This window comes from Pseudorhodoferax sp. Leaf274 (assembly GCF_001422445.1).
In the GTDB taxonomy this organism is placed as follows: Bacteria; Pseudomonadota; Gammaproteobacteria; order Burkholderiales; family Burkholderiaceae_C; genus Pseudorhodoferax.
This window is the reverse complement of sequence record NZ_LMNA01000004.1, coordinates 21,026-33,332: the sequence shown is the minus strand read 5'-3', so window position 1 is coordinate 33,332 and position 12,307 is coordinate 21,026. Positions and strand designations below refer to the sequence as shown.

The 12,307-nt window shown below is 66.9% G+C and carries 11 protein-coding genes; 5 read left to right on the top strand and 6 right to left on the bottom strand.

Going from position 1 to position 12,307, the window contains the following annotated elements:
* Nucleotides 1-840: a DUF6279 family lipoprotein gene (locus ASF44_RS08425; RefSeq protein WP_235579170.1), complete on the bottom strand. Its 840-nt coding sequence runs from the start codon at nt 838-840 to the stop codon at nt 1-3.
* A gap of 43 nt (nt 841-883) precedes the next feature.
* On the opposite strand from ASF44_RS08425, the gene glmU reads away from it, so the two are divergent.
* Together glmU and ASF44_RS08415 are read left to right on the top strand one after the other, a co-directional pair.
* On the top strand, nt 884-2,293 hold the full coding sequence (gene glmU, locus ASF44_RS08420) for a bifunctional UDP-N-acetylglucosamine diphosphorylase/glucosamine-1-phosphate N-acetyltransferase GlmU (protein ID WP_056898772.1): 1,410 nt from the start codon (nt 884-886) through the stop codon (nt 2,291-2,293).
* Entirely contained in the window at nt 2,290-3,063 is a 774-nt protein-coding gene (locus tag ASF44_RS08415; protein ID WP_056898771.1) for an ATP-binding protein, read from the top strand. The genes glmU and ASF44_RS08415 overlap by 4 nt, the downstream gene beginning before the upstream one ends.
* On the opposite strand, the gene ASF44_RS08410 is transcribed toward ASF44_RS08415, so the two are convergent.
* Nucleotides 3,008-3,505 (bottom strand): Lrp/AsnC family transcriptional regulator, encoded by a 498-nt coding sequence (locus ASF44_RS08410; RefSeq protein ID WP_056898770.1) that lies wholly within the window; start codon nt 3,503-3,505, stop codon nt 3,008-3,010. The genes ASF44_RS08415 and ASF44_RS08410 overlap by 56 nt on opposite strands.
* A gap of 134 nt (nt 3,506-3,639) precedes the next feature.
* Between ASF44_RS08410 and glmS the strand changes: the two genes are divergently transcribed.
* Together glmS and ASF44_RS08400 are read left to right on the top strand one after the other, a co-directional pair.
* A complete protein-coding gene (gene glmS / locus ASF44_RS08405; RefSeq protein WP_056898769.1) occupies nt 3,640-5,541 on the top strand; it encodes a glutamine--fructose-6-phosphate transaminase (isomerizing) in 1,902 nt (633 codons plus the stop codon).
* Between the two features lie 303 nt (nt 5,542-5,844).
* Nucleotides 5,845-8,055 (top strand): hypothetical protein, encoded by a 2,211-nt coding sequence (locus ASF44_RS08400; protein ID WP_156374405.1) that lies wholly within the window; start codon nt 5,845-5,847, stop codon nt 8,053-8,055.
* Between the two features lie 303 nt (nt 8,056-8,358).
* On the opposite strand, the gene ASF44_RS08395 is transcribed toward ASF44_RS08400, so the two are convergent.
* Both ASF44_RS08395 and ASF44_RS08390 read right to left on the bottom strand, forming a co-directional pair.
* On the bottom strand, nt 8,359-9,282 hold the full coding sequence (locus ASF44_RS08395; RefSeq protein WP_056898767.1) for a pyridoxamine 5'-phosphate oxidase family protein: 924 nt from the start codon (nt 9,280-9,282) through the stop codon (nt 8,359-8,361).
* 20 nt (nt 9,283-9,302) lie between these two features.
* Entirely contained in the window at nt 9,303-9,674 is a 372-nt protein-coding gene (locus tag ASF44_RS08390) for a DsrE family protein (protein WP_056898766.1), read from the bottom strand.
* Nucleotides 9,675-9,821: 147 nt separating this feature from the next.
* On the opposite strand from ASF44_RS08390, the gene ASF44_RS08385 reads away from it, so the two are divergent.
* Entirely contained in the window at nt 9,822-10,736 is a 915-nt protein-coding gene (locus ASF44_RS08385; protein ID WP_056898765.1) for a LysR family transcriptional regulator, read from the top strand.
* A 15-nt stretch (nt 10,737-10,751) separates the two neighbouring features.
* On the opposite strand, the gene ASF44_RS08380 is transcribed toward ASF44_RS08385, so the two are convergent.
* Both ASF44_RS08380 and ASF44_RS08375 read right to left on the bottom strand, forming a co-directional pair.
* Nucleotides 10,752-11,093 (bottom strand): carboxymuconolactone decarboxylase family protein, encoded by a 342-nt coding sequence (locus ASF44_RS08380; RefSeq protein ID WP_056898764.1) that lies wholly within the window; start codon nt 11,091-11,093, stop codon nt 10,752-10,754.
* A gap of 115 nt (nt 11,094-11,208) precedes the next feature.
* Nucleotides 11,209-12,303 carry an alkene reductase gene (locus ASF44_RS08375; protein WP_056898763.1) on the bottom strand — a complete coding sequence of 365 codons (1,095 nt, stop codon included), beginning with the start codon at nt 12,301-12,303 and terminating at the stop codon, nt 11,209-11,211.
* Nucleotides 12,304-12,307: the final 4 nt, after the last annotated feature.

The following is a 12,307-nucleotide window of genomic DNA, read 5'->3' as shown; positions in this document are numbered from 1 at the left end:
TCAGCGCTGCCCTGCCAGCGACCGGAAGTCCTTCTCGTAGGCCTGCAGCCGCTTCACGGCGCTGTCGCGCTGTGCCGGCGTGGTGGTGTCGTGCAGCAGCGCCACGCCTTCGCAACCTTCCTCGATCTGGCGCTGCGCATAGGCGCGGTAGTCTGCCTGCGGCGACTGGCGGTAGCGCGCGAACAGGCCGCGCAGCGCGCGTTCGGCCTGCTCGGGCGTGGCCTGTTCTCCAGCCACGCCGCGCAGGGTCTGCAAGGTGTCCTGCTGGCGGCGCAGGCGCTCGGCCTGCAGCTTGCGCGGGTCGTAGCTCGATGCATCGACCTGGCGGCGCAGCAGCGCGCGCTGGTCGCCACTGAGCCGGCCGTAGAAGTGCTCGGCGCGGTCCAGCGCCTTGTCATAGCGTTTCTCGTGCAGCTTGTCGGCGCTCAGGTCCAGCCATTCCTTGCGGAAGTCCTCGTTGGTCTTGGCGTACTTGCTTTCCAGGTGCTGCAGTTGCGCGGGCGTGAGGCTGCGCACCAACTGTGCGGCACCGGGCTCGGAATGCGCGCCCAGGTCTGCCAGCTGGCGCTGCACGTCGTCCACCAGCGCGCAGGCCTGGGCGGCACCCACGTGCTCCTGTGCCGCCAGCGCCTGGGCGCGCTGCAGGACACCCGCCATCTCGGGCAGTTGCGTGCTGCGGTGCCACTGCTGCAGGCTGGCGAGATCCTCGCGCAAGCGGGTGGATTGCGAGTCGTCGAAATCCAGGTAGCTGTTGAGCCACCAGGTGCCGAAGGAAGGCACGTTGTTGTAGGCCAGGCGCACCGAGCCGCACCCTGCGACCAGGCAGGCCAGGGCGAGCACGATAATCCGCGCGGCATTCGAACCAGTCAAAGCGAGGTAGTGCATGGCATCCATCGATGTGGTGGTCATGGCCGCGGGCAAAGGCACGCGGATGAAGAGCAGCATCCCCAAAGTGTTGCACCGTCTGGCCGGGCGCGCCCTGTTGGGGCATGTCCTGGACACCGCGGCGCAACTGGCCCCCCGGCGCACCATCGTCATCACCGGGCATGGCGCTGCAACGGTGGAGAGTTTCGTCCAACAGGTGGCCTCGGGGGAGGCCGCCGCGGCGCTGCATTGCGTCAGACAGGAGCCGCAGTTGGGGACGGGCCACGCCGTACAGCAGGCCGTGCCGCAGCTGCCCGACGAGGGCATCACCCTGGTCCTCAATGGCGATGTGCCGCTGATCGCTGCCGACACGCTGCGCGCGCTGCTGGCCAGCTGCGCCGGCGAGCGTCTGGCGCTGCTCACGGTGGACATGCCTGACCCGACAGGCTATGGCCGCATCGTGCGCAGCGGCGATGCCGTGCAGCGCATCGTCGAGCACAAGGACGCCACGGACGCGCAACGCGCCATCCGCGAGATCTACACCGGCGTGATGGCCGTGCCCAGCGCGCAGCTCAAGCGCTGGCTGGCGCGGCTGACCAACGACAACGTCCAGGGCGAGTACTACCTGACCGACATCGTGCAGATGGCCGTCGGCGACGGCGTGCCGGTGGTCGCCAGCAAGACGGCGGACCGCATCCAGGTCGATGGCGTCAACAGCCCGGTGCAACTGGCCGAACTCGAGCGCGCATACCAGCTGCGCCACGCCCAGCGCCTGATGGAGCAGGGCGTGCGCCTGGCCGACCCGGCGCGCCTGGATGTGCGCGGCCGGCTGGAATGCGGCAGCGACGTGGAGATCGACGTGGGCTGCGTGTTCGAAGGCCAGGTGGCGCTGGGCGACGGCGTGCGCATCGGCCCGCACTGCGTGATCGCCAACGCGCAGATCGCGGCCGGCACGGTCATCCAGGCCTTCTGCCACATCGAAGGCGGGGTGTCCGCCGCCGACCACGTGCAGGTGGGCGCGGGCGCCATCGTCGGCCCCTACGCCCGCCTGCGGCCTGGCGCGAAGCTGGGCGAAGAGGTGCACATCGGCAACTTCGTCGAGGTGAAGAACTCCACCCTGGCCAAGGGCGCCAAGGCCAACCACCTGGCCTACCTGGGCGACGCCACGGTGGGCGAGCGCGTCAACTACGGCGCCGGCAGCATCACTGCCAATTACGACGGCGCCAACAAGCACCGCACCGTGATCGAGGCCGACGTGCACGTGGGCAGCAACTGCGTGCTGATCGCGCCCGTCACGATCGGCGCCGGCGGCACCGTCGGCGGCGGCTCCACCATCACCAAGGACGCGCCGGCCGGCGCGCTGAGCGTGGCGCGTGGGCGCCAGATCAGCATCGCCAACTGGAAGCGGCCACAGAAGAAGGCCAAGTGAGCACCGACGCCCCCGGGGAACTGCAGGCGCTGCGCGCGCAGCTGGGCGCGGCCCACGCCGACGCCGAGGACATGGCGCGCATGGTCTCGCACGACCTGCGCGCACCGCTGCGCCATGTGCTGGCCTACGGCGAGGTGCTGCGCGAGATGGTCGCCTCCGGCGAAGACGTGGCGCCCGCCCTGGCCCAGCTGGACCGTTCCTCGCGCCAGCTGGGCGACATGCTGGACGCGGTGCTGGCGCTGGTGCGGCTGTCGGGTGCGCCGCTGCAGCCGGGCCTGACCGATGGCGCGCTGCTGGTCGCCGAGGCGCGCCGCGCGGCCGAGGCGGCGTTGCCTGCCGCCGACCGCGCGCGCGCCATCCGCTGGGACATCGCACCCGGCCTGCCGCCCGTGCCCGGCGATGCGCTGCAGCTGCGCCAGGCGCTGGCGGCCCTGCTGGCCAACGCGCTCAAGTTCACGCGGCCCGTGGCCGAGCCCCGCATCCAGGTCGACGGCACGGTGCTGCCCGGCGGCGGCGTTCAGCTGTGCGTGCGCGACAACGGCGCCGGCTTTCCGTCCGCCCAGGCCGCGCGCCTGTTCCAGCCCTTCGCCCGGCTGCACGGCACCCGCTTCGAAGGCCTGGGCACCGGCCTGGCATTGGTGCAGCAGGTCATGCGCCGCCATGGCGGCAGCGCACACGCCGAAGGCGCCCCCGGCCAGGGCTGCGCGGTCTGGCTCACCTTGCCGCAGGCAGCGGCAGCGGCAGCAGGGTCTGGAACTTCGCCCGCTTGAGGCTGAAGAAAGCCTTCACGTTGCGCACGTTGGCGTTGGCTGTGAACAGGCGCTCTGCCAGGGCCAGGTAGTCCGGCATGTCGCGCGCATGCACCACCAGGCAGAAGTCCGGACCCGGCGAGACGCGGTAGCACTGCTGCACGGCGTCGTCGGCCACCACGCGTTCCTCGAATGCGGCCAGCTGCTCCGCATCCTGCCGGTCCAGCGTGATCTCCACCAGCGCGGTCAGGCCATGGCCCAGCACCGGCGCCAGCCGGTCCGGCGACAGGATGGCCACCTGCCGCTCCACCAACCCTGCATCGACCAGCCGCTTGACGCGGCGCAGGCAGGTCGGCGGCGACACATGCACTAGCTCGGCCAGTGCCAGATTGCTCAGCGATGCGTCGCGCTGCAGTTGGTCCAGCAGCCGCAAGTCGGTCGCATCGATATCCAAAGATTCCATTTATCAATCATCGATGAAATTATTGATCTGTGAATCTGGTTTGGGAAACAATGTTCCAGATGTTGTGAGAAATTGACCGAAAAGAACATGAGGCATCGCCTAGCATCCGCCGGCTCATTCAACGGAGAACATCTATGTGCGGCATCGTCGGCGCAGTGTCCAAGCGCAACATCGTCCCCATCCTGGTCCAGGGCCTGCAGCGCCTGGAGTACCGGGGTTATGACAGCTGTGGCGTCGCCATCCATGCCGCCAGCCTCGGGCCCGCCCAGGGCACAGCGCTGCAACGCGCACGCAGCACGGCGCGCGTCGCCGAACTCGTGGCACAGGTGCAGGCCGACCACATCGAGGGCGGCACCGGCATCGCCCACACGCGTTGGGCCACGCACGGCGCGCCGGCCGTGCACAACGCCCATCCGCACTTCAGCCACGGCCCGGGCGCCGAGGCGGCCGAGCGGCCAGGCCGCATCGCGCTGGTGCACAACGGCATCATCGAGAACCACGACGAACTGCGCGCGGCCTTGAAGGCCAAGGGCTATGTGTTCCACAGCCAGACCGACACCGAGGTCATCGCCCACCTGGTCGACAGCGTGTACGACGGTGACCTGTTCGAGGCCGTCAAGGCCGCCGTGCGCCAGCTGCGCGGTGCCTACGCGATCGCAGTGTTTGCCAAGGACGAGCCGCACCGCGTCGTCGGCGCGCGCGCCGGGTCGCCGTTGATCCTGGGCGTGGGCAAGGACGGCGGCGAACACTTCCTCGCCAGCGACGCCATGGCCCTGGCCGGCGTGACCGACCAGATCGTCTACCTGGCCGAAGGCGATGTGGTCGATCTGCAGCTGGGCAAGTACTGGATCGTCGACAAGGCGCACAAGAGCGTGGCGCGGCCCGTCAAGACCGTGCAGGCACACAGCGGCGCGGCCGAACTGGGCCCCTACCGCCATTACATGCAGAAGGAAATCTTCGAGCAACCGCGCGCCATCGCCGACACGCTGGAAGGCCTGGTGGGCGTCGCGCCCGAGCTGTTCGACGGCCAGCCCGACGAGCAGGGCGCAAGCGCCAGCGCGCACCGCGTGTTCCAGCAGATCGACCGCGTGCTGATCCTGGCCTGCGGCACCAGCTACTACAGCGGCTGCACCGCCAAGTACTGGCTGGAAGGCATCGCCAAGGTGCCCACGCAGGTCGAGATCGCCAGCGAGTACCGCTACCGCGAGTCCGTGCCCGATCCGCGCACACTGGTCGTCACCATCAGCCAGAGCGGCGAGACCGCCGACACGCTGGCCGCATTGCGCCATGCGCAGAGCCTGGGCATGGAACACACGCTGACCGTGTGCAACGTGGCCACCAGCGCCATGGTGCGCGAGTGCAAGCTGGCCTACATCACGCGCGCCGGCGTGGAGATCGGCGTGGCTTCCACCAAGGCCTTCACGACGCAGCTGGCCGGCCTGTTCCTGCTGACGCTGGCGCTCGCCCAGGCCAAGGGCCGGCTGACGGAAGAAGAGGAGCAGCGCCACCTCAAGGCCATGCGCCACCTGCCCGTGGCGCTGCAGTCCGTGCTGGCTCTGGAGCCGCAGGTCATCACCTGGGCCGAAGACTTCGCGAAGATGGAGAACGCGCTGTTCCTGGGCCGTGGCCTGCACTACCCGGTGGCGCTGGAAGGCGCGCTCAAGCTCAAGGAGATCACCTACATCCATGCCGAGGCCTACGCCGCCGGCGAGCTCAAGCACGGCCCGCTGGCGCTGGTGACCAGCACCATGCCGGTGGTCACGGTGGCGCCCAACGACCAGTTGCTGGAAAAGCTCAAGAGCAACATGCAGGAAGTGCGCGCGCGCGGCGGCGTGCTGTACGTGCTGGCCGACGGCGACACGCGCATCGAGAGCGAGGAGGGCATCCACGTGATCCGCATGCCCGAGCACTACGGCGCGTTGTCGCCGCTGCTGCACGTGGTGCCGCTGCAGCTGCTGGCGTACCACACGGCGTGCGCCCGGGGGACGGATGTGGACAAGCCCAGGAACCTGGCGAAGAGTGTCACGGTGGAGTGACTGATCGCGGGCGGCTGACTGGAGCTGTTTGGTACGAATAAAGTCGTAAACCCGCGAATAGAGTCGTAACTTGTGGGGGCGACCAATTAATAAAGTCGTACACCTCCATAGGCTCCAGGCTGTAGCGGCCTACCGCACGCCCCTGGCCGGTGCTTTGCGGCCCCGAAGAGCGCGCGTTCCAGTCGGTAAACTGTCGCGGTTGTCTCGCCCGCATGCGCGTGGGGGCGCGCGGGCGCGCCAGCCGTAGCGACTCACGATCACGTCGAAGACGACGATGATGAAGACCTCGACGAAGGGCATGCATTGAAACAGCACGACGCCGCCCCCCAGCCCGACGCCGCGTGCTCGGGCCAGACTGCACCAACTTCAGGCGGCACCATCGCCCGCCATGCCAGGGTAGTGCCAAGTTTCATGAGGCCCTTCGTCAAGAGCGCATTGCCTTCGGTGCACGGTGACGTCGAGGCGCACGAACTTTTCAACTGGCAGCGCCAGGGCCTTCCCAGTGAGCGGTTTGCCGCCGAGATGCGGGAGGTGATCGTTGCCCGTCGGCGAGCCAGCTTCGATGTGATTTGGAGTTCGCCCATCGGTGTGCGCCTGACCGATAACTGGCATCTGGCAGCCAGCGGGGCGGAGCGGGACGATTTGCTTGCGCTCACACGAAGCGAGGGATTTTCCGAGGCCTTCCCATCGATGACGCTTCGCCAGGTGAAGGACGTCCTCAAGTTTCCGGTGGCCGAACTGCTCGGCCTCCTCGCACGCATCGAGGCGACATACTGGGTTGGCCAACCTGTGCGCGCCAGGATGGTCGCGCTAGCGCCCCAGGCCTCGCCTGACGTCGACATCGACGACACATTCCGCGCCGCCGTCGCAGATTGCCTCAACGCAACCTGGGTTCAAGGCCTGGACATCGACGACCTCAGGTTTCCGGGTGTTGCGGGCTCTGCGCTCGCTACGTGGCTCGCACGGCAGATCGCAAGGCCGTCGCTCTCAGGGTTCGCCCACGAACTCTGCGTTCGCCTTATCGCCGCCCACAAGGCGACCTGGGCCCAGGAACTCGAGGACCTTCTGCGCCACGCGTTGGTCGACGCCGGCCTGCGCCCAGATCACGCGGGCCTGCGGCGCCGCCGAGAACTCTTCCTCGGCCGATTTGGCGGCTTGGAGGGTGCGACCTTGCAGGCGATGGCCGACGTGCATGACCTCACCCGCGAGCGGGTGCGGCAAATCTGTGAAGGTCTCTTGGCCTCGCTGCGTGCGCGGCCGCTCGCGCTACCGGCGCTGGATCGTCTATTCGCGGCGGCCGCGCGCGTCATGCCGCTGTCCGCCACCGCGGCCAACAAGCAGCTGCAGCGCTTCCTTGGGAAGGGCGTCGGGATCATCGCGGCAATCGACTTCGCCAAGGAACTAGGCGTCGCACCGACGATCCAGGTTGTCGCCGCGCGCACGAGCACGAGTGATGGTGTCAAAAGCATCGTGATGCTAGACCTCACCGTCGAACCGTCGACATGGATGAGGGTAGCCCTTTCGGAAGCACGGCGCGACTGCACGTTTGTGGGTTGCACCAACTTCATCCGCATTGCGGGGATCCTGGCGATCAAGGAGGGCGTGGCGCAGGACGAGGCCACGCTTCGCTCGCTGTTCGAGCGCGCACCTGGGTTCCGCATGCTGGACGCCGAGTCTGGATGGTTCACTCTCATCGACAGTGACATCAGTGCCGCCGCGGCGCGCATGCGCAAACTCATGAGCGTCGCCATCGGCAGCGTCGAGATTGACGCCGTGATTTCAGCGCTGGTCACCGATGATGCCTGGTTCTATCGCGAAGGCGCCGGGCGTGGGCTGGCCATGCCGCCGCTGCACGTTATGACAGCACTGATCGCGGGCTGGGATTGGCTTACGGCGAACGGTCACAACAAGTACGCCCCAAAAGCCGCCGTCGCGCGTGACGCCCTTTCGCCGACAGAAGCCACGATTGTCAGCATCATCGAGGAGCACGGCGGCGCGGCCACGCGCACCGAAGTTGCCGCGCGACTGGTGGTTCCAAGTGGCGTCTCAAACATGGCCGTTTCGGTGGCCCTCAGTAGCTCACCTGCGATTCAGAAGCTAGAGCACTCCATCTATGCGATCCGAGGTCGACCAATCCCTGCACAGGGGTTGATCGATGCCCGCCGGCGAAGGGAAGTCGAGGTCGGCCGCAATGCTCCCTTGGAAGTGGCCGTCGACCTGACTCGCCCCTATCGCTTCAGCGTCACGCAGTCGGCGTCGAAGGTGTCGCTGCGGCGCCAGGTCGTCTACCTTCCGAAATTCCTCTTCGGAAAGGTCTATGGCACCTTCGCGCACAAAGGCGAGCACTTCCCCCCCATCAATATCAAGGCGAACAGCCAACAATTCTTCAGCCTGGCGCTAGCCGCGAACATGGCTGGTGTCGCGCCTGGCGATAGGTTCGACCTGGTGATCGACATGCCGAATCAGAGGTACGAGATCATCCCGGCCGAGGCAACCTTGCCGCCACGCTCATGAGCCATCCTCGCGTAGCCGCTTGGCAGCTCATGGTCGAGAGCTCGTCGCTCTCGCGCTCGGGGATCCATTTGGGACCTGTCGCCAACATGTCGCCTGTTCGTTAGCTGGTCTGCAGAAGACTTTTCTTTGGTTGCAGTAGTAGGTGCACATGGTCCCGGTTGGGCATTCGTTATCTCAGCAGTCGGCCATCAGCGGACGGTCGTCTCACCGAACGTCTGACCGCTTCAGACAGTTGCTGACGCTCAGACGCTGGTTGACGACCGCCGTGGGCAAAGAACTTTCCCCGCGATTGCGCGTTGTTCCTTATGGGTTGAACGGCGATGCTTCCAGGAAGCGCCAACGCAAAGGCCGGTTCAAGGGGGTGGCGCGCCAGCGCTCGACCGTGAACTCGATCCAACGGCCGGTGCCCCCGGTCTGCTCGATGTCGTTGGCCACATCGAAGCAAACCCGAGCGTGGCCCGTCAACTGCAGCTGGCGCGCACCGTCGAAATCGGGCAGCACCAGGCCGCTGCGGGGCTCGACCTCCAGATTGCCCAGCGTGTTGAACATGCTGTTGCCGTTGTAGTCGGGGATGCGCAGCACCTGGCCACGCCTTTGCACGAAGCCGGGCCGCCCTCCACGGTGCGACACGTCGACCTCGCCGGCAGGGCCCAGGCTGGCGATGAACAGCGTGTCGGCTCCATCGATCCAGGCAGTCGCGGCGGCATCGAGGATTTCGCCTGCGACTGACGTGGCGGTGGATGCCTCGGCGTTGGCCGCGACGGCCTCTGGCTGTCGTTTCTGGATGTATCTGGGGCAGACCGGATACGCCTGCCCCACGACAACCTCGAGTTGACTGGCTGAAGCCAGGCCCACGTGACCATTGACCCGCAAGCGCCGCCTCTTCTGAAGTTCGATGAGCAGTACGGCCACGGACTGGCCGGCCTGCAGACCGTCGAGTGGCGCCGTGGTCGCGAGGCGGCCGTGCGGGTCGTCGAGCGCCATGCACAGTCGATTGAGCTCCTCGCTGACTTGCACAAAGCCCGCTTCGCCCGTCAGCAGACAGGCATGGACGTCGCCCGCGTGATCGGCCGCGCCGACGACGCACCACTGCTGCTGGCCGACGAACGCACGGGCCGCCGCCGGAACGCGCGGGCTGATGTTGCGGCTGTTGATCAGCGCGGTGGCACGTTCACCGGTCCGCTCCTGGACCAGGCGTTCGCCGCGGTGGAAGTGGGCATCGTCCATGTGGGATCCCGCCTGCAAAGTCAGAACGTCACGAGCCGGTGGCCGGCGTCCAGGTGGCGCGACAAGTCAAGGACTCCGGACGTTCCCGGAATCGACTTGTCACGCACGAGCGCAACGCCAGTCGGCGCCAAGCCGGCGCCGGCACCGAACACATCGGCACAGCCGCCGCACGCCACGATGCGATCCCGTACGGATTCGTACAGCGCGTGTGCTGGGTGCTCGGGCAGCGCCAGTTCGGCAGGCCAACGCACGCCGGCACCCTGGAAAACCAGGTCGAAATCCTGCTGCTTGTCCTTCAACTCGTAGGCGAGAAAAAGCGCGTTGAAGACGCGGCCCAGGGATTCTTCGCTGCCCGCCTTGGGATCGGAGAAGACGACGATGACAGTTTTCATTGGAGCAATCCTTTCGAGGGGCGGCCTTGGGTGAAAGAAGCGTGAGGTGTGCCGCCCTGACAACAAATTTATCCATCCAAGAAACAGAGATAAATGCCGACAAGTTGACTTCATTGCTGCAAAAATTGCAGTGATCAAAGGAGCGACATGGACCGCCTGCATGCCATCGAGGTCTTCCTCGAAATCGCCGAGCGCGGCAGCCTGACCCGGGCCGCCGACGCGCTGTCGCTCTCGCTGCCCAGCGTTGTGCGCACATTGGCCGCGCTGGAAACCCACCTGGGCGTGCGCTTGTTCAACCGCAACACGCGGCGCCTGGCCATCACCGACGAGGGGCGCGCCTATCGAGAGCATGCGCTGGCCATCCGCGCCGCGGTGGCCGAGTCGGAACAGGCGATGCGCCAGGCCCAGGCCGAGCCGGCGGGCAGCATCACGGTGACGGCTTCGGTCAAGTTCGGCGAGATGCACGTGGCGCCGCTGGTGGCCTGCTACCTGCAGCGCCACCCGCGGGTGGAAGTGCAGTTGCTGCTGCTGGACAGGGTGGTCAATCTCGTCGAGGAGGGCATCGACCTGGCCGTTCGCATCGCGCCGCTGCCGGATTCGTCCCTGGTAGCACGCCATGTCACTGAGGTGTGGCAGGTCATTGCGGCGAGCCCCGCCCTGCTTGCGGCGCAGGGGTTGCCGCTGGAGCCGAAAGACCTCGCAGCCCAACCCTGCATCCGGTTTGGCGGCGTGGGCGACCCCGGCGTGTGGGAATTCTCCACCGATGGCCGACGCGAGCGCGTCAAGGTCGGCGGACGCCTGGCTTGCAACACCGTCGGCGCCAACCTGGCCGCCTGCATCGCCGGCCAGGGCTTCGCCCGCTTTCTGCACTACCAAGTGATCGAGGCCTGCGAGCGTGGCGAGCTGGTGCCCGTGCTCCAACGCCACGCGCCGCAGGCCCGGCCTCTGTCCCTGGTGTACCCGCGCAACCGGCATGGCTCGGCGCGCCTATCTACGTTAGTGGACCACCTCTGTGTGCAACTGCGCGAGCGCCTGGATGGCGCGCGCCATGCCGGGGCATGACAGGCAAGCGGCTGACTACTCAGGCAGCTGCTGGTAAGTCTCTATCACGCGGGCCGAGTAGGTAAGCGCAGCGCCGGCGTTCATCGCAATGGCCACGCCCAGTGCCTCGGAGACTTCCTCCAGCGAGGCGCCGGCCTCTGCGGCCTTCTTTGTGTGCACGGCAATGCAGCCATCGCAGCGCGTTGTGACGGCAACGGCTAGCGAGATCAGCTCGTGGATCTTGGGCTCAAGGTGGCCGGTTTTCACGGCTGCGTTGTCCAGGGTCACCATGCCACGCATCACATCGGGACTTTGCCTGGCAAAGTCGCCCACGCGCTCCACTAGAGACGCCCGGTAGCTGTTCCAATCCTTCATCATGCTGCTTGTTCCTGTTCAGGGGTTGTGGATGCCGGCGCCAACGTGGCGCCAGGCGGGAGTGAAAAAATCCGCTGCATCAGCGCACTGCTGGCTTGCGTGAACAGCGGCCAGCCACTCAGGCCAGGGCTTGTGTGCACCGTGCCTGCGTGGGGTAGTCGGTGTAGCCCTCTGCCCCCTGGCTGTAGTACGTCTCCATCACGTCCTGGTTCAAGGGAGCGCCTTCGCGCAGGCGTTGAACCAGATCGGGGTTCGCCAGAAAGGGGCGCCCGAAGCTGATCGCATCTGCCAGCCCGCTGTCGAGGTCCGCCTTGGCGCGTGCCATGTCGTAGTCGCTGTTCAGTACCAGCGCTCCCTTGAAATGCCTGCGAATCAGCGGTGACAGTCGCGGCACATCGGTCGCGCCGAACGTCCCCTCCGGGCCAGGCTCGCGCAGTTCCAGAAAGGCGATACCCATGGCGTGCAGGATGTCCGCCGCCGCCGTGAACAGTGGCGCCGGATGGCTGTCGTCCACGCCGTAGCTCTCGCCATTGGGAGACAGCCGCACGGCCGTGCGATCAGCGCCCACTGCGTTGGCCACGGCCTGTGTGACCATTCTCAGCAAGCGCACGCGGTTCTCGATGCTGCCGCCGAACTCGTCAGCCCGCACGTTGGTTCCGTCGCGCAGGAACTGGTCGATCAACTGGCCATTGGCGGCGTGGATCTGAACGCCATCGAAGCCCGCGGCCATGGCGTTGTTCGCCGCTCTCACGTAGTCGTCGATCAGGCCGGTGATCTCCTCTGCCGTCAAAGGCCTGGCGAGCTCGAACGGCTTCTTGCCTTCATAGGTGTGCGCATCGCCTGGCATGGTTGTCGCACTGGCCGACACAGGCGCGTGGCCCGTCACAGCCGAATGAGCCATGCGGCCCATGTGCCAGAGCTGCGCGAAGATCAGACCGCCCTTGGCGTGCACCGCCTGCGTGACAAGCTTCCACGCCTGGACCTGTTCTGCGGACCACAGCCCTGGCGCATAGGGCCAGCCAACCGCCTGGCGCGAAATGCCAGTGGCCTCCCCGATGATCAACCCGGCCGAGGCACGCTGCGCGTAGTAGTCGGCCATGATGGGCGTCGGCACATGGTCGCGGGTGGCGCGCGCCCGTGTCAGTGGCGCCATGAATGTGCGGTTCGGAGCCTTGACGGCACCAAGCGCGATGGGATCGAACAGTGTTGGCATGGGG